Annotated in this window: 15 protein-coding genes, 1 pseudogene and 1 riboswitch; of the genes and pseudogenes, 8 read left to right on the forward strand and 8 right to left on the reverse strand. The window is 72.2% G+C overall.

The window, feature by feature from the left end:
- The first annotated feature begins 10 nt into the window (after positions 1-10).
- From cbiE to AC1Z4A_RS28655, 3 genes are all read left to right on the forward strand, one after another.
- Positions 11-1,291, forward strand: coding sequence for a precorrin-6y C5,15-methyltransferase (decarboxylating) subunit CbiE (cbiE, locus tag AC1Z4A_RS28645; RefSeq protein WP_483682757.1), 1,281 nt, complete (start codon positions 11-13; stop codon positions 1,289-1,291).
- Positions 1,288-2,058, forward strand: a complete 771-nt coding sequence (gene cobM, locus AC1Z4A_RS28650) for a precorrin-4 C(11)-methyltransferase (protein WP_483682758.1) — start codon at positions 1,288-1,290, stop codon at positions 2,056-2,058. The genes cbiE and cobM overlap by 4 nt, the downstream gene beginning before the upstream one ends.
- A gap of 133 nt (positions 2,059-2,191) precedes the next feature.
- Complete coding sequence (locus AC1Z4A_RS28655) at positions 2,192-3,466, forward strand: serine hydrolase domain-containing protein (protein ID WP_483682759.1); 1,275 nt, start codon at positions 2,192-2,194, stop codon at positions 3,464-3,466.
- 10 nt (positions 3,467-3,476) lie between these two features.
- On the opposite strand, the gene AC1Z4A_RS28660 is transcribed toward AC1Z4A_RS28655, so the two are convergent.
- Entirely contained in the window at positions 3,477-4,628 is a 1,152-nt protein-coding gene (locus AC1Z4A_RS28660) for a cobalt-precorrin-5B (C(1))-methyltransferase (RefSeq protein ID WP_483682760.1), read from the reverse strand.
- Positions 4,629-4,684: 56 nt separating this feature from the next.
- Between AC1Z4A_RS28660 and AC1Z4A_RS28665 the strand changes: the two genes are divergently transcribed.
- The gene (locus AC1Z4A_RS28665; protein WP_483682761.1) at positions 4,685-5,440 is read left to right on the forward strand and encodes a cobalt-precorrin-6A reductase; all 756 of its coding nucleotides are present in this window, start codon (positions 4,685-4,687) and stop codon (positions 5,438-5,440) included.
- Between the two features lie 1,047 nt (positions 5,441-6,487).
- On the opposite strand, the gene AC1Z4A_RS28670 is transcribed toward AC1Z4A_RS28665, so the two are convergent.
- The 3 genes from AC1Z4A_RS28670 to AC1Z4A_RS28680 all read right to left on the reverse strand — a co-directional run bounded on the left by AC1Z4A_RS28670 (position 6,488) and on the right by AC1Z4A_RS28680 (position 11,124).
- A complete protein-coding gene (locus tag AC1Z4A_RS28670) occupies positions 6,488-7,132 on the reverse strand; it encodes a hypothetical protein (RefSeq protein WP_483682762.1) in 645 nt (214 codons plus the stop codon).
- 1,505 nt (positions 7,133-8,637) lie between these two features.
- Positions 8,638-9,012 carry a hypothetical protein gene (locus AC1Z4A_RS28675; RefSeq protein ID WP_483682763.1) on the reverse strand — a complete coding sequence of 125 codons (375 nt, stop codon included), beginning with the start codon at positions 9,010-9,012 and terminating at the stop codon, positions 8,638-8,640.
- Between the two features lie 354 nt (positions 9,013-9,366).
- On the reverse strand, positions 9,367-11,124 hold the full coding sequence (locus tag AC1Z4A_RS28680; RefSeq protein WP_483682764.1) for a hypothetical protein: 1,758 nt from the start codon (positions 11,122-11,124) through the stop codon (positions 9,367-9,369).
- Between the two features lie 424 nt (positions 11,125-11,548).
- Between AC1Z4A_RS28680 and AC1Z4A_RS28685 the strand changes: the two are divergent.
- Positions 11,549-11,824: pseudogene (locus tag AC1Z4A_RS28685) on the forward strand (hypothetical protein); the annotation flags it as partial.
- A gap of 157 nt (positions 11,825-11,981) precedes the next feature.
- Here AC1Z4A_RS28685 and AC1Z4A_RS28690 read toward each other — a convergent pair.
- The 3 genes from AC1Z4A_RS28690 to AC1Z4A_RS28700 are packed head-to-tail and all read right to left on the reverse strand — an operon-like array spanning position 11,982 to position 15,513.
- Positions 11,982-13,493 (reverse strand): precorrin-2 C(20)-methyltransferase, encoded by a 1,512-nt coding sequence (locus tag AC1Z4A_RS28690; RefSeq protein ID WP_483682765.1) that lies wholly within the window; start codon positions 13,491-13,493, stop codon positions 11,982-11,984.
- Positions 13,490-14,143, reverse strand: coding sequence for a precorrin-8X methylmutase (locus AC1Z4A_RS28695; protein WP_483682766.1), 654 nt, complete (start codon positions 14,141-14,143; stop codon positions 13,490-13,492). Before AC1Z4A_RS28695 ends, AC1Z4A_RS28690 begins: the two co-directional genes overlap by 4 nt.
- Complete coding sequence (locus tag AC1Z4A_RS28700) at positions 14,140-15,513, reverse strand: cobalamin biosynthesis protein CobG (protein ID WP_483682767.1); 1,374 nt, start codon at positions 15,511-15,513, stop codon at positions 14,140-14,142. The genes AC1Z4A_RS28695 and AC1Z4A_RS28700 overlap by 4 nt, the downstream gene beginning before the upstream one ends.
- A gap of 339 nt (positions 15,514-15,852) precedes the next feature.
- Positions 15,853-15,927, forward strand: a riboswitch (cobalamin riboswitch).
- Between the two features lie 48 nt (positions 15,928-15,975).
- Here AC1Z4A_RS28700 and cobN point away from each other — a divergent pair.
- Entirely contained in the window at positions 15,976-19,584 is a 3,609-nt protein-coding gene (gene cobN / locus AC1Z4A_RS28705) for a cobaltochelatase subunit CobN (RefSeq protein ID WP_483682768.1), read from the forward strand.
- Between the two features lie 202 nt (positions 19,585-19,786).
- Here cobN and AC1Z4A_RS28710 read toward each other — a convergent pair whose 3' ends face one another.
- Positions 19,787-20,278, reverse strand: coding sequence for an RICIN domain-containing protein (locus AC1Z4A_RS28710; protein WP_483682769.1), 492 nt, complete (start codon positions 20,276-20,278; stop codon positions 19,787-19,789).
- 245 nt (positions 20,279-20,523) lie between these two features.
- On the opposite strand from AC1Z4A_RS28710, the gene AC1Z4A_RS28715 reads away from it, so the two are divergent.
- On the forward strand, positions 20,524-21,783 hold the full coding sequence (locus tag AC1Z4A_RS28715; protein WP_483682770.1) for a VWA domain-containing protein: 1,260 nt from the start codon (positions 20,524-20,526) through the stop codon (positions 21,781-21,783).
- On the forward strand, positions 21,783-22,535 hold the full coding sequence (locus tag AC1Z4A_RS28720) for a hypothetical protein (protein ID WP_483682771.1): 753 nt from the start codon (positions 21,783-21,785) through the stop codon (positions 22,533-22,535). Before AC1Z4A_RS28715 ends, AC1Z4A_RS28720 begins: the two co-directional genes overlap by 1 nt.
- Positions 22,536-22,582 lie beyond the last annotated feature (47 nt).

Raw genomic sequence — 22,582 nt, forward strand, 5'->3', positions numbered from 1 at the left:
AGGTACGCCCGTGAGCCATGCCCCCGCCCCCGTGACGGTCGTAGGCATCGGCGCCGACGGCTGGCCGGGGCTCGCCCCCGGCTCCCGGGAGGCGCTGCGCCGGGCCGAAGTCGTCATCGGCGGACCGCGCCAGCTCGACCTGCTGCCCCCGGACTGCCCGGCCGAGCGCATCGCCTGGCCCTCGCCGCTGCGCCCCGCCGTGCCGGGACTGCTCGCCGAGCACGCCGGGCGGCGGCTGTGCGTACTCGCCAGCGGCGACCCCATGTTCTTCGGCATCGGCCGCACCCTCGCCGAAGCCGTCGGCGCCGAACGGCTGCACGTGCTGCCGCACCCGTCCTCCGTCTCGTACGCCTGTGCCCGGCTGGGCTGGCCGCTGCACGAGACCGAGGTGCTCAGCCTCGTCGGCCGCCCGCTCGGCACGCTCTCCGCGGCCCTGCACGACGGACGCCGCCTGCTGGTGCTCAGCTCCGGCGCGGAGACCCCCGCCGCTGTGGCCGCACTCCTGCGCGAAAGGGGCTACGGGCTCAGCCGGCTGACCGTGCTGGAACAGCTCGGCAGCGGCGACCGCGAACACCGCACCGAAGGCACCGCACACGACTGGCCGCACCCGCCCGGCGACCCGCTCAACGTCATCGCCGTCGAGTGCGTCCGCGCCCCCGGCACGCTCCGGCTCCCCCTCACCCCCGGCCTGCCCGACGAGGCGTTCGAGCACGACGGTCAGCTGACCAAGCGTCACGTCCGGGCGGCGACACTCGCCGCGCTCGCCCCCGCACCGGGCGAACTGCTCTGGGACGTGGGCGGTGGCTCGGGCTCCGTCGGCATCGAATGGATGCGCGCCCACCCCTCCTGCCGGGCCGTCACGGTGGAGCGCGACGCGGTACGGGCCGGGCGCATCGCCCGCAACGCGGAGGCGCTCGGCGTGCCTGCGCTGCGCGTCGTCACCGGAGCGGCGCCGACCGCGCTCGCCGGACTGCCCACGCCGGACGCCGTCTTCATCGGGGGCGGCCTGACCGCGCCCGGACTGCTCGACGCGTGCTGGGACGTGCTGCGCGCGGGCGGCAGGCTGGTGGCCAACACCGTCACGCTGGAATCCGAGGCGCTGCTGACCGAGTGGTACCGCCGCCACGGCGGCGAGCTGACCCGCCTCGCGGTCGCCCACGCCGTCCCGGTCGGGGGCTTCACCGGCTGGCGGCAGGCGATGCCGGTGACGCAGTGGTCGGTGGTCAAACCCGCAGGCGGAGCCGCAGGAGAAGCCGCAAGAGGAGCAGCAGAAGGAGAGACTGACGCATGACCGTCCACTTCATCGGCGCCGGCCCCGGCGCCGCCGACCTCATCACGGTGCGCGGCGCCCGGACCCTGGCCCGGTGCCAGGTCTGCCTCTACGCCGGCAGCCTCGTGCCCCGGGAACTCCTCGCCGAGTGCCCGCCGGACGCCCGCCTCGTCGACACCGCCCGCCTGGACCTGGACGAGATCACCGCCGAGTTCGTCCGCGCCCACGAGGCGGGCCACGACGTGGCCCGGCTGCACTCCGGCGACCCGTCGGTCTTCAGCGCCGTCGCCGAGCAGATACGCCGCCTCGACGCGGTCGGCATCCCGTACGAGATCGTCCCCGGCGTCCCGGCATTCGCCGCGGCGGCGGCCGCCCTCGGCCGGGAACTGACCGTCCCCACCGTCGGCCAGACCGTCGTCCTCACCCGCGTCGCCCAGCGGGCCACCCCCATGCCCCCCGGCGAGGACCTCGCCACCCTCGGCCGCAGCGGCGCCCTGCTGGTCCTGCACCTGGCCGCCCGCCACGCCGACCGCGTCGTCGCCGAACTCCTCCCGCACTACGGCGCCGACTGCCCCGCCGCCGTCGTCGCCATGGCCAGCCGCCCGGACGAGATCGTCCTGCGCGGCACCCTCGCCGGGATCGCGGACCAGGTGCGGGCGGCGGGCGTGGTCCGCACGGCCGTCATCATCGTGGGCCGCACGCTGGCGGCGGAGCAGTTCCCGGACAGCTTCCTGTACTCGACCGAGCGGGACCGGGACAGCTGCGGACGGACGGTCCTGGAGGGCTGAGGGGCGGCTCGCGCCTCCGCCGGACTGCTCGGCGCACTGTGGGCCCGGTCATGGCCCGTCGTCCCCGCCGTGTGCTCACCTTTGAATGATCATGTGACGGCCGGTCCGTCGCATCGTTTCGAAGGGGAAGACCATGCGGAAGCACTTAACAGGAATGCGCGGCACAGGAATGCGCGGCAGCCGGGGAACGCTCGCCGCGCTCACCGTGGCGGTCGTCGTGGGCGGCGTGGTGGCGGCCGGTCCCGCCACTGCCACCGCCACCGCTGCCGACGGCAACGGCGGCGGCCCGGCCAAGGACCGGCACGCCGCCACCCAGGCGGCCCTCGACGGCCTCGTCGCCGCCGGGATGCCGGGCGTGGCCGCCGAGACCCGTACGCCCGGCGGAAGCTGGTCCGGCACGTCCGGATACGCCGACACGAGCACCCGGCGGAAGCGGACCGCCGAGGACCACTTCCGGGCGGGCAGCATTACCAAGTCCTTCGTCGCCACCGTGCTGCTCCAGCTGGAGGCCGAGGGCAGGCTGAGCCTCGACGACTCCGTCGAGCACTGGCTGCCCGGCGTCGTCCAGGGCAACGGCTACGAGCCCGGCAAGATCACGATCCGTCAGCTCCTCAACCACACCAGCGGCGTCCACGACATGGTGTCGACGCCCGAGTGGGACAAGGAGATGAACGGCCCCGGCTTCTTCGAGCACCGCTACGACATCAAGACGCCCCAGCAGATCGTCGCCATGGGCGTCACGTACGGGCCGGACTTCGCGCCCGGCAAGGGCTGGCGCTACTCCAACACCAACTTCGTCCTCGCCGGAATGATCATCGAGAAGGCGACCGGGAACCCGTACGCCCGCGAGGCCGAGCGCCGCATCGTCAAGCCGCTGGGCCTGAAGGAGACCACCTTCCCCGGCACCGACCCCAAGCTGCCCGTCCCGCACCCCGTCGGCTACTCCAAGCTGTACGTGCAGAACCCGGGCCCGGAGATCTACGACGCCACCGAGTACCGGCCCTCCTGGTCCGGGGCGACCGGCGAAGTGATCAGCACCAGCGGCGACCTCAACCGCTTCTACGGCGCCCTGCTCCAGGGCAGGCTGCTGCCGCGCAAGCAGCTCGACGAGATGCTCACCACCGTCGAGACCGGCGAGCACTACACCTACGGGCTCGGCATCATCTCCCGCAAGCTGACCTGCGGCGTGCAGGTGTACGGCCACGACGGCGTCGTCTGGGGCTCGCTCTCCGGCGCCGCCGGCACCCGGGACGGCAAGCACATGCTCACCTTCAACATCAACGGCGACTGGCTCGACCAGAGCCCACCCTTCGAGAACATGTTTGAGGGCGAGTTCTGCGGTACGGCGCTGCCGAAGCCGCTCAAGGAGCGGGCGGCGCTCGGCCCGGTGAACCGCATCAACCGCTAGCGCAGACCGCTCACCGGCCGTCGCGCGGACCCCTCGGCTCCGCGCGGCCCACGATCGTGCCCGCGCGGTCGATGCAGATGACGTCGACCGCGACGGGCGCGCCGCGCAGCACCGCCAGGGCCTCGTCCCGGGCGGTGGCCGCGACCAGGTCGCCGAGCGGGACGCCGCGGTCCGCGCACAGCTGGAGCGCCTCCAGCCCGGTGTTGGCCGAGGCGACGGCGAGCGCAAGGGCGTCGTTGGCCCCGCCCGAGCGGGCGAGTTCCGCGAGGAACTCCTTGTTCACCTGGGACCGGGCCGAGTGCAGGTCGAGATGGCCGGCCGCCAGCTTGGACAGCTTGGCGAAGCCGCCGGCGATGGTGAGGCGGTCCACCGGGTGCCGCCGGATGTATTTGAGCACCGCCCCCGCGAAGTCCCCCATGTCCAGCAGGGCGTCCTCCGGCAGCCCGTGCACGGCCACCGCCACCTTCTCGGACGTCGCGCCCGTACACCCCGCGACATGCGTGCGCCCGGCCGCCCGGGCCACGTCCACGCCCCGCCGGATGCTGTCGATCCAGGCGGAGCACGAGTAGGGGACGACGATGCCCGTGGTGCCCAGGATCGAGATGCCGCCGAGGATGCCCAGGCGGGGGTTCCAGGTGGAGCGGGCGATCTCCTCGCCGTGGTCGACCGACACCTCGATCTCCACGTCGCCCGAGCCGCCGTGCCGGGCGGCGACCTCGGCGACGTGCTCTCGCATCATCTGCCGGGGCACGGGATTGATGGCCGGCTCGCCGACCTCGAGCGGCAGCCCCGGCCGGGTGACCGTGCCCACGCCCGGACCCGCCCGGAAGACCACCCCGGACCCGGCCGGCAGCAGCCGCACCGTGGCCCGGATCAGGGCGCCGTGGGTGACGTCCGGGTCGTCACCGGCGTCCTTGACCACGGCCGCCATGGCCCTCGCCCCGCCCGGGTCCTCGGCCAGCTTTTCGGCGGCGAGCGCGAAGGCCGGGGTCTGCCCCTTGGGCAGCGTGATCGTCACGGGGTCGGGGAACTCGCCGGTGAGCAGCGCCGTGTACGCGGCCGTGGTGGCGGCGGTGGCGCAGGCCCCGGTGGTCCAGCCGTGGCGCAGCCCCGTGTGCTGGAGCTGGGCGCTGCGCCCCCCAACAGCCTTGCCGTCAGGCATGCCCACCCCCCGCCGTAGGCTGGGCCGACCGCGTACCGACGAAAGGGCGGCACCTCATGAGCGGCGCCGGGCGCCACATCCTGATCCTGGGCGGGACGACCGAGGCACGCCGCCTCGCGGCCGGGCTGGCCGCCGACCCGGCGCTGCGGGTGACGACCTCCCTCGCCGGCCGCGTCGCCGCGCCCCGGGTGCCAGCGGGACAGGTCCGCATCGGGGGGTTCGGAGGCCCGGAGGGCCTCGCCCGCTGGCTGCGCGAGCACCAGGTGGACGCACTCATCGACGCCACCCATCCTTTCGCCGGCACGATCAGTTTCAACGCGGCACTCGCTGCCGCCGACGCCCATGTTCCCCTGCTCGCCGTCCGCCGCCCGGGCTGGGTCGCGGGTCCGGGTGACGACTGGCGTCCGGTCGCCTCGCTCGCCGAGGCGGCGCAGGCGCTGCCCGGCCTGGGGGAGCGGGCGTTCCTGACCACAGGTCGGATGGGCCTGGCCGCCTTCGCGCACCTAGAGGGTATGTGGTTTCTCGTCCGCTCGGTGGACGCGCCGGAACCGCCGGCTCCGCCGCGGATGGAAGTGCTCCTGGACCGCGGCCCGTTCACGGTCGAGGGGGAGCGGGAACTGCTGCGGCGGCACGCGATCGACGTGCTGGTGACGAAGGACAGCGGGGCGGCGGCGACGTCCGCGAAGCTGGCGGCTGCGCGGGAGGCGGGGATCCCGGTGGTGGTCGTCCGCCGCCCGGCGGTGCCGGAGGGGGTGCCGGAGGTTGCGGACCCGGCAGGAGCGGTGGCCTGGCTGCGGGAGACGCTGGACTGAGCGGTCCGCTCCGCTGCCTCTTGCGGCCCGCCGCGGGGAATTGCCGAGGGCGACGCCCGAGGCGCAGAAGGGCCTGCTGGCACCGGAGCAAGGGCGGTACCGTTCGGAGAACGCCGGACGGACGGAGATCCACGTGACTGCACAGCACGCCGAAGACCCGACCGACCTCATCCCACAGCCCGGGATGACGTTCCCCGCTCTTCGGGCAGCGCTTGCGCGTGTCGCTTCGTCCCGGCTTGCGGAGTTCCAGGCGGACCGGGACTCGGCGTTCACGGCGGCCACCCAGCACGCCTCCTTCACGCCTATCAGGGCATTCCAGATCAAATGAGCTACCGAGGTCGAGATCGAACGTCGGCCCGTGCTGACGACCCGCTACCGCGCTGCGCTGGATGCAGCGAACACCCTCGAGCGTGACGACCTGAAATGGCGTGAGGCCATGGACGAGTGCATGGCGGTACGCAACGAGGAGCGGGCTTTGACGGGGTCTCGGACTGGTGAACTCGCCTATTCAACTGTAGCCAGTGTGGCTCATACAGCCGAGTGCTGTGGTCCCGTTGCTGGTCACGGTATTCGTGGCGGCCACCGGTTACGGGGCGACCTACCTGACGAATCTGCGCCTGGCGCGTCGCAAGGATCACCTGGAACGTGTCAACCGTCAGCTCAGCGAGCTCTACGGTCCGCTCTATGCGCAGGCAGAGGCCTCGGACCGAGCCTGGCACAAGTTTGCCGCCCGGTACGGGACCGTGTGGACCGCCTCGGCCCCCGCCACCGCAGAGCGGGCAGCACCCACCTGGCGTTTGTGGATGTCAACGGTCTTCATGCCGCTAAACGAAGCCGGTGCTACAGGTGTCCCCGCACTCCGGGCAGCGGAACCGGGGCCACGGGTGCCTGCGGCCCTCGATCAGGGCCCGGTATGCCTCGCCGCCGGCGTCGATCGCCGCCCTGGGGCGCGGCGCGGCGGGACGTCGCCCCCTAGTGGCTTCCTGGTTCACGCACCGGAGGTGCCGCGGGGTGCGCGGTGCCTCCGGCCTACGCGATCAGGGTCGGTCAGGCGCGCACGATGTACCACGCACCCTGGCCGCTGCAGCCGATAGGGTTGTGGTCGGTGGTGCGGTAGCCGGGCGGGATGGGTGCGCCCGAGCAGGCCCATACGCCGTCGTGGGGCAGTTGGTGGTACCACGCGCCCTGGCCGCTGCAGCCGATACGGTTGAGGTCGGTGTAGACGTATCCGGGTGCGAGGGTTGAGCCCGAGCAGGCCCATATGCCGTCACGGGCCAGTTGGTGGTACCACGCGCCCTGGCCGCTGCAGCCGATACGGTTGAGGTCGGTGTAGACGTATCCGGGTGCGAGGGTTGAGCCCGAGCAGGCCCATATGCCGTCACGGGCCAGTTGGTGGTACCACGCGCCCTGGCCGCTGCAGCCGATACGGTTGAGGTCGGTGTAGACGTATCCGGGTGCGAGGGTTGAGCCCGAGCAAGCCCATATGCCGTCACGGACGGGCTCCTGGTACCAGGCGCCCATGCCGTTGCAGCCGTTACGGTTGTAGTCGGTGACGACGTACCCGGCCGGAACGGGCGACCCGGAGCAGGCCCACCCGGCTGCCGCGGCCTGCGACCCCCGTTCCACAGCGGCGGCCGTCCCCGCCGTACCGGCGAGCATCGCGGCGGTGATCAGCGCGATCGCTCCGATCACCGCCGCGATTCTGCCTCTGGCGACCGCCACCCCCGTACGTCTTCTCCCCACCCCGCGGAAGGCGCCGACCGATTCACAGCTCTGCGCCCGCCCTAACACACCACGCCGCCTCGACTGCCGTTCTCCGATGCTCATGCATACCCTCCCTGCAAGGACGGCGGCTCATGCCGCTGTCACGACGGGCAGAACGTAGCAACTCAAGGCCACTTCTTGACAGTGTTCGCACGCATGAACCATTACCAAGCGTGCGCCTTGAGAAGGCCCCGGCCGCGCCGATGGCGCACGGCGGGAGTGCGGCGGGAGTGTGGTGGGAGCTACTGCAACTCACCGTCGTAGTCCGGCGGCTTGAAGGTTCGCCCGGCGTGGCCGCCCACCAGAAGGTCTCGTGCGTCAGCTCGATTTCACCTTGGCCCAGGCCCCGCAGCAGGTCTGCGGCTGAGCCGCAGCGGCCTGGTCGGCTGTAGAGCCAGGTCAGGCCGGTCAGCGGGTTGTCCATCACGATCAGCACGTCGCGAAGTGGCATCAGCGCTGGGCGAATGCGGCCGGTGCCGTCGTCCAGGAGCTCGGCGAGCCGGTCGGAGAACGTGCAGTGGGTGCACAGATGATGGGCGTGCAGCTTGCCCTCGAAACCGCAGCGGGAGCACTGATAGGACAGGGTGAAGCCCGCGCAGGCGGGGCAGATCGGGGTGCTGTCGCCGAGACGGAGGCCGGGGGGGCGCGCTCAAGAACCGCCAACACGACTTCTTGGCGCTGAGACGGAAGAAAGGGCCACGTCAGCCATGCCGGCGCGGACAGTAACACGACTGCCAGGAGAGGCAGCAGGGACAAGGCAACGAGAAACGAGCGCGACAGCCACACGGGCATGCGTCAACCTCCAGGACTCTCCCCGAAAAGGGGACCATGCTGGATGGCGACGCAAACTGGGCACCCCAGGCGCACGAGCGCATGGAATCTCCGGCCAGAGCCGACATCCAGAGACCGCGCGGACTGTACCCTCAACTTCCGCTCCATAACCGCAAGTTCAGCGAAGCGCGTGTCCGCTGCCCCGTCCTGATCGTTCACGCCTCCGAACCCGGAAGCCGGAGGCCGTCCACCTTGGAATTCCTGCCTTCCGCGAAGTCGTTGCCTGCGCTACCAATGTCGCCAAGCCGCAGTAGCCCTCCTGCTGGGTTTGGCTCGACACCGACGACCAGGATCAGGCCGTGGAGCAGCTGCGCCGCGCCCCGGCCGCGTACGTGCCCGAGGGCTGCGCCGCCCCGGACTCGAGGCAGTGCAGCGGCCGTCGACCACGGGCGTGCCGCGCATCTTCGTCATCGGCGGAGGTAGGCCTGGCTGCCGTCGATTCGCAGGATGTATTCCGTCTGTCGGCACGAGGGCCAGCCCCAGGTCCATGATGGGCCTGATGGCCTGCGCCGTCCGGCTTCCGTCGGGATCCGGTCCGTGGAGTGCGGGTGCCGGGCGCGGCACGGACTTCACGTTGATTGCCGAGGTGGTTGGTCTACGGCTCAGCGCTCGCGGAAGCCGCCGAGGAAGCGGCGGAAGACGCCGCCTTCCCGGGGCAGCGGGGCGGACGGCGGTGGAGCCGTGGGCCGCTCGCGGGCGATCGGCTGGTCGTAGTCAGCCCGGACGATCGCGTCGACAGTCTGGTCGACGTCGAAGTCCTCGGAACCCTCGATACACGGCACGAAGCCGACGAGGACCCCGTCCCGCATGACCTGCGCTTCCAGGCCGGCCGTGTCGTCGGTGTCCCAGACCGCCTCGCGGCCGTCGCGCAGGACCACGCGCACGCCGATCTGGTAGACGCCCTCGCGGGCCAGGTAGGCATCTGTGCCCCGCTGCCGCAACGCGTCTACGACTCGAAGCGCTCGCTTCTCGTCCATGCAGCCACGATAACGCGGAGGGTGCTCGCGCACTGAAGTTCATCCGGGCCGATCGGGTCCTGGCTGTGGACGTGAAGCCCGCCAGCGACTCCAGGCGCTTGAGCAAGACGCCCTCGCTGCTGGCAGCCGCCACCGCTCCCCAGCCATTCCACGGCCTGATCCCGCTCGGTGGTCACCATGCGATAGTGGCGTGACCAAAAATCTGTGCCATGCTGCGGCCCGCTCCTCAGCGGCGCCTCGACCCAGGTCCCTCCAGGCCGTGCAGGCACGACGACCGGTCCGGCGCGCAGTCCGCATACGCCTGCTGCCCCCTGCGTCGTCGAACAGCGCCAGGTGGAACCGATACGTCCCAGGTCAGGGTGTCTGTGCTCGGGCGGGAGCGCCGTCCAGGGAGTCGAGGAGCTCTCCGAAAGTGATCTTCTCTTCGTCGTACTCGAAGGTCATGGCGGCGGCGAGCGCCGCCCACCGGTCGGCGCTGCGCCCGCAGTGGTCCAGCAGAATCTTCAGTGCGACCTCGGGTTCGTGGCGGGAGAGGACCTCGTCGGCCGGGATCTGGCGCAGGTGCTCCAGGGTGTGGTGGCGGGACTTGACGACAGCCCGGTAGACCTCGGAGCGGGAGAGGATCTCATCGACGGCGGGGGAGTCGAGCCAGGACTGCAGGACGGCCGCGGGATCGGGGTGCTTGCCGAGTTCGTCGTCGCTCAGCAACCGCAGCACACCGTCGTCTTCGTTCTCGGCGGCCGGGACGGCCGCCGCCGTGTTCAGGAACCAGCCGGGGCCTTCGGCCTTCTCGGCGATCCAGGCCAGCTCGGCGGGGTGCAGCACGTGAAGGACGTCGCTGACGGCGGCGTGCGGGGTGTGCAGGTTGGCGGCGAGGGCGGCCAGGGCCGCGACCCGGCGGTGCTCCGAGTGGCGTTCCAGGAGCCGGGCTGGACGGTCGTGGTCGGGGTCGACGCAGTCGATGATGCGGATCAGGGTCCGGCTCGGTGCGGGGGAGACGACAGCCGGCTGATCCAGACATGCGAGCTGAACGCAGGCCCCTGCGAGATGGTCGGGGTTGGCGCTGAGGAGAGCCAGGTCCTCGGCGAGGCACAGGACACGGCCGTCGAATTCGTGGTCGTCGGCCCGTTTCTCGGGCAGGCTGAGCAGCTGGCCACGGGCCACGAGAGCGTCGATGGCCGCGTGCAGCCGCTCGGCGGCGAGATCGGCCAGGCGAGGGTTGCTGTGGACCCGTTGGGCGATGTGGTGCAGGGTCCTGCGTGCCGTCACCTGCGGGTTGGGCAGCTCAGCCAGCTCGGGAAGGCACAGAGCCGGGAGGCAGGCCAGCAGCAGGTCCTCGCTGAGGGCTGGGGCCAGGTCTTCGGCGGGGAGTTCTTCGCCGGCCAGGTCGGAGCCGGCGGCGTGGACCCGGGCGTCTTCCAGAGCATGGATCTCGGCCTGGTCCAGCAGCAGGTGCTGGACGGCCGCCCCGAACGTGGGATGTGCAACGAGCTTCGCCCACCGCTCGGGACACCTGGCCAGCATCGCCCAGCCGCTGTGGCTTTCCAGCTCCAGCGACCAGTCCTCCGAGAACGCGGACACGGTCTCCCAGCCCTCTTCGGGTTCCGGGAAGAGCAGGTACGTGGCGAGCGGAGTGAGGCAGGCTTCCAGGACGGCGTCGAACAGTGCCTGCGGCAGGGGAGGCGGGGCTGGCGCGGCCCCTTCGGCGCGGGTGCAGCGGTCGGGATCCCAGTCTCGGACGACCTGCTCTGCCTCGCCGCCGGCGAGGCGGGGCAGGAGAGCGATCGCTGCCTCGACCTGGCCAGGGTGCCGTGCCAGAGCAGAGATCAGTCCGGCCCAGACCCGACGGGTCCGCAGGATGGCGGGCAGGTCGGCGGCGGTCACCGTGCCTTCGGCCGCCAGGGCGGCCAGCGTCTTCTCATCGGCATGCACCAGGAGCCGGCTCCGCAGCCGCTTGGCAGTCGTCCGGGCCAGCAGCGCGGGCAGTGCGGCCCGGAGGGCTTCCTCCCGCCGCTGGTCGGCCCGGGGGTCAAAGTCGTGCGGACTCTTCGCCGGGGCGCACAGGGCCTCGATCACCGTCTTGAGGGCTTCCTTGGGGAGGTCCTCGCTCATCGCAAGATCCCGCCACAGCGGGTACGTACGGGCATTGACCATCCTCGGGTCCCCTCCCATGCCTGGCCCGGCGTCACCGCCCGGTCACCATCCGTGGAACGACCGTACGGCGCACCCGGGCCCGAGCGGGGAGCGATCCACGAAGTCGACTCGCCTTGCGTGCTGAACCGGGCCCCTGCTCGGTTCGTTCGCCGGATTTCACGTGACGAACTGCCCGTTACTCCGTTTACCCGGTCGATACAGCAGCAAATTCGACACAGGCGGGCACGCCTCAGAATCGACGACACATGGATCGGCCTCACACCAGGAGTGGTGGGTTGAGACACTCGGCCGGTCGCGCTCCTCGATGAGCCCTGGCGGACACGGCCGTCCGCCGACTTCGACGACCGACTGCACCACGCCTATCTGTGAGCGAGAGGTACACATGAGGGTTGGAATCACCGGCCACCGCGGACTGCCTGCCCCAGTCGAGGAACGGGTGCGCCATCTACTCACCAAGGCCATGACGACATACGACCCCAGCGTCCTCGTGGGCATCAGCTGCATCGCGGACGGCCCGGACGCATGGTTCGCCCAGTCCGTCCTCGACCACGGTGGCCGCCTCGAGGTCGTCGTACCCGCCGAGGGCTACCGCGATGGCCTGCCGGAATGGCACCGCACGACATACGACCACCTTCAAGAACATGCTGCGGATGTCCATCGCTTCAGTGCGGTCCTCGCGGAGCGCCGAGGACGATCCCGGTGGCGGAGCCGCACGTCGAGCGCAGCCTCAGATGCCGGACGGGCTGAAGATCAGCCCGTCCGGCATCTGAGGACCAGGGGCCGGGGGCGGAGCCCCCGTTCCCTGCCCTCGGAAATCACCCCTCCGGATAACGCCGCGGCGTCCAGACGATCTCCTCGCCGTCGCCCTCGCCCCGACGCACCACCTGTGTCTGCGTCGACCCGACGATGAGCAGCGTGCGCATGTCGACCTCCGCCGGGTCGAGTTCGCCGAGGCGGACGACGCGGACGGATTCCGACGGGCCGCCCACGTCGCGGGCGACGACCACCGGTGTGTCCGGGGTGCGGTGCTCCAGGAGCAGGTCGCGGGCCTTGCCCACCTGCCAGATGCGGCTGCGCGAGCCGGGGTTGTACAGGGCCAGCACCAGGTCCGCGGCGGCCGCGGCGCGCAGGCGTTCCGCGATGACCTCCCAGGGCTTGAGGCGGTCGGAGAGCGAGACCACCGCGTAGTCGTGGCCCAGTGGGGCGCCCGCCCGGGCGGCGGCCGCGTGGGCCGCCGTCATGCCGGGCACGACACGGACCGGGATCTCGCGGTACGGGCCCTGGGAGGCGACCTCCAGCACGGCCGTGGCCATCGCGAAGACCCCCGGGTCGCCCGAGGAGACCACCGCCACCCGGCGGCCCTGACGCGCCAGGTCCAGGGCGAACTCGGCGCGCTCCGACTCGACCTTGTTGTCGGACGCGTGGCGGCGCTGGCCGGGGCGTACGGGGACCCGGTCCACGTACGTGGTGTAGCCGACCAGGTCCTCGGCCGCCGCCAGTGCGCCCCGCGCCTCCGGCGTCAGCCACAGCGGGCCCGCCGGGCCCAGGCCGACGACCACGACCTCGCCCCCGGTCGCCACGGGGCGCGTGTCAACGCGGCTCGGCAGCACCGCCACCGAGAAGTACGGCACCGACTCCGGGTCGACGTCCGCCAGCCGGCCCGTGCGCTCCCCGCTCATCGTCGCGCGCTCGACGTACCGCGCCTCCGCCAGCCGGCCCGACCGCTCCAGCGCGCCCCGCACCGACGGGAAGGTGCGGCCGAGCTTCATCACCACGGCCGAGTCGGTGGCGGCCAGACGGGCCGTCAGCTCCTCCTCCGGCAGCGTGCCCGGCAGGATCGTCAGCACCTCCTCGCCCTCGACCAGCGGCTCGCCGAGCCGCGCCGCGGCCGCGCTCACCGAGGTGACCCCGGGCACGACCTCCGTCGGGTAGCGGTGGGCCAGCCGCTTGTGCATGTGCATGTACGAGCTGTAGAAGAGCGGATCGCCCTCGGCCAGCACCGCCACCGTGCGCCCGGCGTCGAGGTGCGCGGCCAGCCGGGCCGCGGCCTCCCCGTAGAACTCCTCCATCGCGCCCCGATAGCCGCCGGGGTGGTCCGTGGCCTCCGTGGTCACCGGATAGACCAGGCGCTCCTCGATGTGGTCGGGGCGCAGGTGCCGTTCGGCGATCGAGCGCGCGATGCTGCGGCCGTGCCGGGCGCTGTGGTACGCGACGACGTCGGCCGAGGCGATGACCTCGACCGCCCGTACGGTCATCAGCGACGGGTCGCCGGGGCCGAGCCCGACCCCGTACAGGCGACCGGTGGTCCTGGGCTGCTGCTCGCTCACTCTTCCTCGCTCGCTATCGCGTTGATCGCGGCCGCGGCCATCGCGCTGCCGCCGCGCCGGCCCCGCACCACCAGGTACTCCAGCCCCAGGGGGCTCTCGGCCAGCGCATCCTTCGACTCGGCCGCGCCGATGAAGCCGACCGGGATGCCGATGACGGCGGCCGGGCGCGGCGCGCCCTCCGCCACCATCTCCAGCAGCCGGAACAGGGCGGTCGGCGCATTGCCCACGGCCACCACCGAGCCCTCCAGCCTGTCCCGCCACAGCTCCAGCGCCGCGGCGCTGCGGGTCGTGCCCATGCGCGCGGCCAGCTCCGGCACCGCCGGGTCGGCGAGGGTGCACAGCACTTCGTTGTCCGCGGGCAGCCGCTTGCGGGTGACCCCGCTGGCCACCATGTTCGCGTCGCACAGGATCGGTGCGCCCGCGCGCAGCGCCTCCCGCGCCCGGGCCACCACCTGCGGGGAGTACGCCAGATCCGGTACGAGGTCGGTCATCCCGCACGCGTGGATCATGCGCACCGCGACCTGGCCGACGTCCGGCGGCAGCCCGCCGAGGTCGGCCTCGGCGCGGATGGTGGCGAAGGACTGGCGGTAGATGGACGCGCCGTCCTTGTCGTAGTCGAACACTGTGCCCTCGTCGCCTTCGTCGTTCATGGAGTACGGGTGGTGGTGCGTGCTGTGGTTACTGCTTCGGCGAGGTCGTCCGTCGTGGCGGTGCGGACCTGTGTGTCCCCGTTTTCGTCCCCGTCCCGCACGGCGATCCGGTAGCCGTCCCCGGTCGCCAGCACGTCGACCCACCGGTCGTCGGCCGGGCGGCCGCAGCGCCGCTCGCATCCGGACCAGTACACCGGCAGCGCTCCGGCGTCGCCAGGGCGCGCGGCCGCGAGGGAGGCGGCCGCGTCGGCCCGTACGTCCGCCAGGGACTTGACGCAGCCGGGCCGGCCCGCGCAGGCGCCCGCGCGGTGCCACGGGGAGGCGGCGGATGTGACCAGGCCCGCGTCCGCGAGGGCCGCGAGCCGTGCCGGTGCCGCCCCGGCCGCGAGGCCCGGGACGACGATGCCGCGCCAGGGTGTCACACGCAGCTCGCCGTTGCCATCGCGGTCGGCCGCGTCGGCCAGGAGGCGGCATTGAGTGGAGGTCAGCCGGCCGAGCGGGGCGGCCACGGAGAGGGCCCACAGGCCGTTCCCGTCGTGGACGAGGCCGGGCGGGGCGGGGGAGCCGAGCGGGAGCCGGGCCTCCGGGACGAGGGTGCAGCCGATGCCCGCCGCCGCGAGCCGGGCCGCCAACCGGTCGGGGCGCGGGCGGTGTTCGGGGGCGAGGTCGCGTATGCGCCAGGCCTTGGTGTCGCCGCTCGCGCGCAGTGCCGCGAGGAACTCCTGTGCCGCGAGGGCCGCTGCGCGCGGGGCGTCGGGGGCGGCGATGCGCAGGGCCGGGGTGGTGGTGCCGAAGCACAGCAGGGCGCTGGGGGTGTCCTCGGTGCCCTCGTGGTTCTCGCCGTCCTCTGCGATCAATGTCACATCGGGGGCTAGGGCGACGACGTCGCCGCGGCCGTCGTCGAGGCCGAAGAGGAAGCGGCCCGACAAGTCGGACAAGTCGCTTGCGTCTTCGTGGGCGTTGCCGGTGCACAGGAGCGCGTCGAGGGCTCGCGCCCAGGACTGCACGCCGGCGTCTTCGGGACGCTGCCGCCGCCCGTCCAGGCCGCACAGAGGTGATGCCACCACATTGCGTATCCGGTCGTGGCGGTCGGAGGGCAGCAGGCCCGCTGTGCGCAGGCGGTGGCCGAGTTCGGCGCCGCAGGCGGGAGTGAGGCCGCGGAGCTGTGCGTTGCCGCGGGAGGTGATGTCGAGGTGGCCGTCGCCCAGGTCGTCGGCCAGCGTGGCCAGCGCCCTCAACTGGCGGGCTGTCAGGAGCCCGGCCGGAGTCCGGACCCGGGCCAGTGCGCCGTCGTCCGCGGTGTGGAGTCGCAGGGCGCCGGGGCAGCGGTCGCCGTGTTCGCGGCCGGGGGGTTCGGGGGTGGCGGGCATGGCGGCGAGCATACCGAGGGGGTGGGGGGTGGTTTTGTCCCCTATCCCGCCCCTTCCCGAAACTGGAGCTGCGCCCCGGACCCCAGACCCCGGACCGCGCTGCGCGCGGCGGCAGGATTCGGGGGCTCTGCCCCCGGACCCCCGGTCCTCAAACGCCGGACGGGCTGGATTTGCCGGCCCGTCGGCCTGCACCACTCCGGGGTGCGGGGGCGCAGCCCCACGCGGCGGAGCCGCAAACAGGTACAGCCGGGGAAAGCCACCCCTCCGGCGCCCCGCCACCCTCGCTACTATGACTCACCGGCGGAGCCCACCCGCCGGACGCCAGAGACGGCGCCAGGGGAGGAAGTCGGTGCGAATCCGGCACGGTCCCGCCACTGTGAGCACGGCAGTCACTGCCGCGTGAGTCAGGAACTCCCGCCGTCTTCCCACCGCCCGGGGCGCGGACCCCGAGGAAGGCATGCCGTGATCCTTCTCCTGTCGACGTCCGACACCGACCTGCTCAGTGCCCGCGCGGCCGGCGGCCCGGTCCCGTACCGGCTCGCCAACCCCGCCCGGCTCGCGCTGGAGGAACTCCCGGCGCTCCTGGAGGGCACCGACCTCGTCGTCGTGCGGCTCCTCGGCGGTCTCCGCGCCTGGCAGGAGGGGCTCGACCAGCTGCTCGCCGGTCCGCGGCCCGTCGTCGTCCTCACCGGCGAACAGGCCCCCGACGCCCAGCTGATGGAGGCGTCCACCGTCCCCGTCGGCATCGCCGCCGAGGCCCACGCCTACCTCGCCCACGGCGGGCCCGCCAACCTCGAGCAGCTCGCCCGCTTCCTCTCCGACACCGTGCTGCTCACCGGCCACGGCTTCGAGCCCCCGGCCGCCGCCCCCTCCTGGGGCGAGCTGGAGCGCACCCCCCGGGCCGGCAACGACGGCCCGACCGTCGCGGTCCTCTACTACCGCGCCCACCACATGAGCGGCAACACCGCGTTCGTGGACGCCCTGTGCGGCGCCATCGAGGACGCCGGGGCGCGCGCACTGCCGCTTTACGTCGCGTCGTTGCGCGCACCCGAGCCCGAGCTGATCGACGCGCTCCGCCCGGCACAGGCCATCGTCACCACCGTGCTCGCCGCCGGCGGCACCCGCCCCGCCGACGCCTCCGCCGGGGGCGACGACGAGTCCTGGGACGCGGGCGCCCTCGCCGCCCTCGACGTGCCGATCCTCCAGGCCCTGTGCCTGACCGGCCCGCGCAGTACTTGGGAGGAGAACGACGAGGGACTCTCCCCGCTCGACGCCGCCACCCAGGTCGCCGTGCCCGAGTTCGACGGCCGCATCATCACCGTGCCGTTCTCCTTCAAGGAGATCGACGAGGACGGCCTGCCCGCCTACGTCGCCGACCCCGAACGCGCCGCCCGCGTCGCCGGCATCGCCGTGCGCCACGCCCGGCTCCGCACCATCCCGGCCGCCGAGAAGCGCATCGCCCTCGTCCTCTCCGCCTACCCCACCAAGCACTCCCGCATCGGCAACGCCGTGGGCCTCGACACCCCCGCCAGCGCCGTCGCCCTGCTGCGCCGGCTGCGCGAGGAGGGCTACGACTTCGGGAACGAGGCCGAGGAGCCCGTACCCGGCCTCGCCTCCGGCGACGGCGACGAGCTGATCTACGCCCTCATCGAGGCCGGCGGCCACGACCAGGACTGGCTGACGGAGGAACAGCTCGCCCGCAACCCCGTCCGCATCCCGGCCGCCGACTACAAGCGCTGGTACGAGCAGCTGCCCGCCGAGCTGCGCGAGGCCGTCGAGGAGCACTGGGGCCCCGCGCCCGGCGAGATGTTCGTCGACCGCAGCCGCAACCCCGAGGGCGATATCGTCCTCGCCGCCCTGCGCCGCGGCAACCTGCTCGTCCTCATCCAGCCGCCCCGCGGCTTCGGCGAGAACCCCATCGCCATCTACCACGACCCCGACTTGCCGCCCTCGCACCACTACCTCGCCGCCTACCGCTGGATCGCCGCGGCCCGCGAGGACGGCGGCTTCGGCGCCGACGCGATGATCCACCTGGGCAAGCACGGCAACCTCGAGTGGCTGCCCGGCAAGAACGCCGGCCTGTCCGCCGCCTGCGGCCCCGACGCCGCGCTCGGCGACCTGCCCCTGGTCTACCCCTTCCTCGTCAACGACCCCGGCGAGGGCACCCAGGCCAAGCGCCGCGCCCACGCCACCCTCGTCGACCACCTCGTGCCGCCCATGGCCCGCGCCGACTCCTACGGCGACATCGCGCGCCTGGAGCAACTCCTCGACGAGTACGCCCAGATCTCCGCGATGGACCCGGCCAAGCTCCCCGCGATCCGCGCCCAGATCTGGACCCTCATCCAGGCCGCCCGGCTCGACCACGACCTGGGCCTGGAGGAGCGCCCGGAGGACGACGGCTTCGACGACTTCCTCCTCCACGTCGACGGCTGGCTGTGCGAGGTGAAGGACGCCCAGATCCGCGACGGCCTGCACGTCCTGGGCGGCGCCCCGACCGGCCCCGAGCGCGTCAACCTGGTCCTGTCCATCCTCCGCGCCCGCCAGATCTGGGGCGGTACGACGGCCCTTCCGGGCCTGCGCGAGGCCCTCGGCCTCGACGAGTCCGCCGCGACGCGGACGACGGCCGACGAGGCGGAGGCCGAGGCCCGCGCCCTCGTGGAGGCGATGGAGGACGCGGGCTGGGACCCGGCCGCCGTCGCGTCCGTCGCGGAGGGGCACGGTCAGCAGGTCGCCGACGTCCTTGCGTTCGCGGCCCGCGAGGTCGTCCCCCGCCTGGCGGCGACGACCGCCGAACTCGACCACGCCGTCCACGCGTTGAACGGCGGATTCGTGCCCGCAGGCCCCTCCGGCTCGCCGCTGCGCGGCCTCGTCAACGTCCTGCCGACGGGCCGCAACTTCTACTCCGTCGACCCCAAGGCCGTCCCCAGCCGCCTCGCCTGGGAGACCGGCCAGGCCCTCGCCGACTCCCTCCTGGAGCGCTACCGCACCGACAACGGCGAGTGGCCGGAGTCCGTCGGCCTGTCCCTGTGGGGCACCAGCGCGATGCGCACCGCGGGCGACGACGTGGCCGAGGCACTGGCGCTGCTGGGCGTCCGGCCCGTGTGGGACGAGGCCTCGCGCCGCGTCAACGGCCTGGAGCCCGTCCCGCTCGCCGAGCTGGGCCGTCCCCGCATCGACGTCACCCTGCGCATCAGCGGCTTCTTCCGTGACGCCTTCCCGCACGTCATCGGGCTCCTCGACGACGCCGTCCGGCTCGCCGCCTCCCTCGACGAGCCCGCCGGGCAGAACTTCGTCCGCGCCCACGCCCAGGCCGACCTCGCCGCCCACGGCGACGAACGCCGCGCCACCACCCGCATCTTCGGCTCCCGGCCGGGCACGTACGGCGCCGGCCTGCTCCAGCTCATCGACAGCCGAGACTGGCGCACCGACGCCGACCTCGCCGAGGTCTACACCGTCTGGGGCGGCTACGCCTACGGGCGCGGCCTCGAAGGCCGCCCGGCCCGCGAGGAGATGGAGACGGCCTACAAGCGCATCGCGGTCGCGGCCAAGAACACCGACACCCGCGAGCACGACATCGCCGACTCGGACGACTACTTCCAGTACCACGGCGGCATGGTGGCCACGGTGAAGGCCCTGCGCGGCACCGCGCCCGCCGCGTACATCGGCGACTCCACCCGCCCCGAGACGATCCGCACCAGGACCCTGGTCGAGGAGACCTCCCGCGTCTTCCGCGCCCGCGTGGTCAACCCCCGCTGGATCGAGGCCATGCGCCGGCACGGCTACAAGGGCGCCTTCGAACTCGCCGCCACGGTGGACTACCTGTTCGGCTACGACGCCACCACGGGCGTCGTGCCCGACTGGATGTACGACAAGCTGGCCCAGACCTACGTCCTCGACGCCGAGAACCGGGCCTTCCTGGAGGACGCCAACCCCTGGGCCCTGCACGGCATCGCCGAGCGCCTGCTGGAGGCGGAGGGCCGCGGCATGTGGGCCAAGCCGGACGCGGAGACGCTGGAGGCGCTGCGGCAGGTCTTCCTGGAGACGGAGGGGGGCCTGGAGGGCGGGGAGTAGCCCGAAGAGTCGAGATCGTGTGTTGGCGGCTTTGCCATACGTCGTCGGGCACACATGCGGTACGTTTTCTGGGTTAAACCGGCGGGGGTTGATTCCGGGCCGCTGGCCTGAAGAACTCGCGATCATGCAGGTGATGGGCCACTAGGGTCAAAACAAGAACGAGCCTTACCCTTCATTGGATGGGTAAGGCTCGTTCGTTTGATTAGCGAGTCCACCAGGACCAATGCTGTGTATCTATGCCTGTATAGTCCCACAGCTGTGCACGGGCGCCGTTGTCGGTATCGGAGTCCGCTATCTCCAGCACCTTTCCAGTGGCGGCGTTACGGATGACCCCGCCCCTGAAGGTCCAGCGCTGGTACTGGAGTGCGCGATTGCAGCCCCACACCTGAACTCGGGCACCGTTGGAGCTGTCACCGTTATCCACTTCAAGGCACTTGCCGGTATAGGCGTTCTTGATCTCCATCTGGTCTCCGGAAACTGTCTCCAGATACCAATAGGATCCGCTCTGGTCGCCGCAGTCCCATTGCTGGACCTGAGCACCGTTGTCAGAGCTGGAGTTCTCGACTTCCAGGCACTTCTGGCTGTTCTGGTTGGAGATGTGCCCCATTGATGGTGCATGGCTGGTCGCCGGTGTCAGGAGCAGCAAGGAGCCCGCGGCCGCAATCACGGATGCGACCTTTCCTGCAATCTTCATCGTGAACCTCGAGTAGCACGGAAGGAGTGAGAGGGTTGCCGGGGCGCCAGCCAGCGAGAAGTTGATCTTGCCGCGTCCTGCGTCGCACATAAACCGACCGTTTGGTTTGCGGTGTGAGTTGGCGATCGTCCAGATGAGGCCCGAGCAGCGTCGTTGGCCCGACGCGACGCACCGGCACACGGGTCATCGAGGGGATGTCCGACATGTTTTGAGTGGGAGCCCCCGCGGTTACTAGGATTCTTTGAATGATCATCAGAAAACGGCTGGCGGCGGGTGCCTGTGCTCTGCTCGCCGCCCTGACCGGGGGCATCGTGCCAGCACATGCCGCCGACGGGCCCTCGAAGGATTCGCCGAAGGTCGAGCTCGTCCTCGACGTCAGCGGCTCGATGAATGCACAGGACGTGGACGGGCAGTCGCGCATGGCTGCGGCCAAGCAGGCGTTCGGCGAGGTCATCGACTCCGTGCCGGAGGGCGTGCGGCTGGGGATCCGGACGCTGGGAGCGACGTACGCTGGGGAGGACAAGGCGATCGGGTGCCGGGACAGTGAGCGGCTGTACCCGGTGGGCGCTGTGAACCGGACCGAGGCCAAGAACGCCGTGGCACGGCTGCAGCCGACCGGCTGGACGCCGATCGGCTACGCGCTGCGCGGCGCCGACCAGGACCTGGGCACGGACGGCGGCACCCGCCGCGTCGTGCTCATCACCGACGGCGAGGACTCCTGCGGCCAGCCCGACCCCTGCGACGTGGCGCGCGAACTCGCCGCCAAAGGCACGCACTTGACCGTCGACACGCTCGGCCTCACCCAGGACGACAAGACCCGCGAGCAGCTCAGCTGCATCGCCGCGGCCACCGGCGGTACGTACACCACCGTGCGTCACCGCAAGGAGCTGTCCGGCCGCATCAAGCAGCTGGTGAAGCGGTCCGACACCCCCGTCGAGACGCCCAAGCCCGTTGAAGGCGCCAATGAGTGCTCGGCCGCGCCCAAGGTCGGCGCGGGCATCTGGACCGACCACGAGCAGTTCGCCGAGCACCGCTGGTACAAGGTCGAGGTGAAGCCGGGCCAGGAGCTGCGCGCCTCGGTGAGCGTCGCCGCCGACCGCGCGGTGGACCGGGACTACGGAGTGCTGGTGCGCGCGGTGGACGACCGCGGGCAGGAACTCGTACGCGGCACGGACGCCGGCAGCGGACGCACCGATGTGATGGCGGCCGGACTGCGGTATCCGATCGGCAAGGCGAAGAAGGACGGCGACAAGAAGCCGCGCACGGTGTGCCTGGAGGTCTCCAACTCCTTCTCCGCGCCGCCCTCCGTCAAGCGTGAGCCCGGCCTGCCGGTCGAGCTGGCCGTCGACCTGGTGAAGTCCCCCGACAACCCCTCCGACCTGGCTGCCTTCGGCCTGGGCCGGGGCTGGGTGCTGCTGGCGGTGCTCGGCGTGACCGGGCTGCTCGCCGGACTGCTGTGGGGCTGGCTGTGCCGCTGGCGCGTCGCGGTCTGGAGGGAGAACTGATGCGAGTGATGCGAACGATGAAGGTGACCCGACTGGTGCGCGGCACGCGCACGGCGGCCGCCGCGCTGCTGGCCGGCACGGCCCTGTTCGGCTCGGCCACCACGGCCGCCGCGGACGACGCGCCCACCGAGGCCGGCACCGCCTTCCGCACCGCCACGCCGATCGAGCAGGGCCACAAGGCGACCGCGGACGCCTCCGTCGGCGACTACCTCTACTGGCAGTTCCCGGCCGGGGCGGGCCAGGAGCCCACCGCCAAGGCGACCGTGACCCTGCCCGAGGCCTCCGCCCGGCACGGCGCCGCCACCTGGCAGCTGGACGTCTTCGACGGGCTCCGCCGCCGCCAGGCATGCACGTCCGGCGAAGCGACCAAGCGGGCTTCCGCGCAGGACACCACGGTGACGCTGACCTGCACGCTGCGCACCGTGCGCCCGTGGTCCGAGCGCTGGGCCAACGACCCGCTGCCCGGTGCGTACTACATCCGGCTCACCGTCGCCGACGTCCCGGACCGGGACCTCGGGCTGCCGGTGAAGGCGGAGGTCGAAGCCACCGCGAAGGACTCCGGCGGAGCCCGCGCCGAGGGCGGCGAGCTGGGCGCCCCGCTGCACGCTGCGGCGGTCGCCGAGCCGGAGGACGGCTGGAACGGCAGCTGGTGGTCGGACCGCTGGGCCTGGACCGTGGGCGGAGCCGTCCTCGGCGCGCTCGCGGCCGTCGGCGGCTACACCCTGACGCGCCACCCGAGGCGGCGCGGGTAGTCCGCCTGTTGTGCCGACGGCGGCATCCCGGATGTCCGGGATGCCGC

Source organism: Streptomyces sp. 17_S59 (assembly GCF_056930295.1).

Excerpts from the sequence above, each read along its gene's own strand:
- AC1Z4A_RS28710 (WP_483682769.1), bottom strand. The coding sequence starts at position 20,278 with ATGAAGATTGCAGGAAAGGTCGCATCCGTGATTGCGGCCGCGGGCTCC.
- AC1Z4A_RS28675 (WP_483682763.1), bottom strand. The coding sequence starts at position 9,012 with ATGGACGAGAAGCGAGCGCTTCGAGTCGTAGACGCGTTGCGGCAGCGG.
- AC1Z4A_RS28655 (WP_483682759.1), top strand. The coding sequence starts at position 2,192 with ATGCGGAAGCACTTAACAGGAATGCGCGGCACAGGAATGCGCGGCAGC.
- cobM (WP_483682758.1), top strand. The coding sequence starts at position 1,288 with ATGACCGTCCACTTCATCGGCGCCGGCCCCGGCGCCGCCGACCTCATC.
- AC1Z4A_RS28720 (WP_483682771.1), top strand. The coding sequence starts at position 21,783 with ATGCGAGTGATGCGAACGATGAAGGTGACCCGACTGGTGCGCGGCACG.
- AC1Z4A_RS28700 (WP_483682767.1), bottom strand. The coding sequence starts at position 15,513 with ATGCCCGCCACCCCCGAACCCCCCGGCCGCGAACACGGCGACCGCTGC.
- AC1Z4A_RS28680 (WP_483682764.1), bottom strand. The coding sequence starts at position 11,124 with ATGAGCGAGGACCTCCCCAAGGAAGCCCTCAAGACGGTGATCGAGGCC.
- AC1Z4A_RS28665 (WP_483682761.1), top strand. The coding sequence starts at position 4,685 with ATGAGCGGCGCCGGGCGCCACATCCTGATCCTGGGCGGGACGACCGAG.
- AC1Z4A_RS28715 (WP_483682770.1), top strand. The coding sequence starts at position 20,524 with ATGATCATCAGAAAACGGCTGGCGGCGGGTGCCTGTGCTCTGCTCGCC.
- AC1Z4A_RS28660 (WP_483682760.1), bottom strand. The coding sequence starts at position 4,628 with ATGCCTGACGGCAAGGCTGTTGGGGGGCGCAGCGCCCAGCTCCAGCAC.
- AC1Z4A_RS28695 (WP_483682766.1), bottom strand. The coding sequence starts at position 14,143 with ATGAACGACGAAGGCGACGAGGGCACAGTGTTCGACTACGACAAGGAC.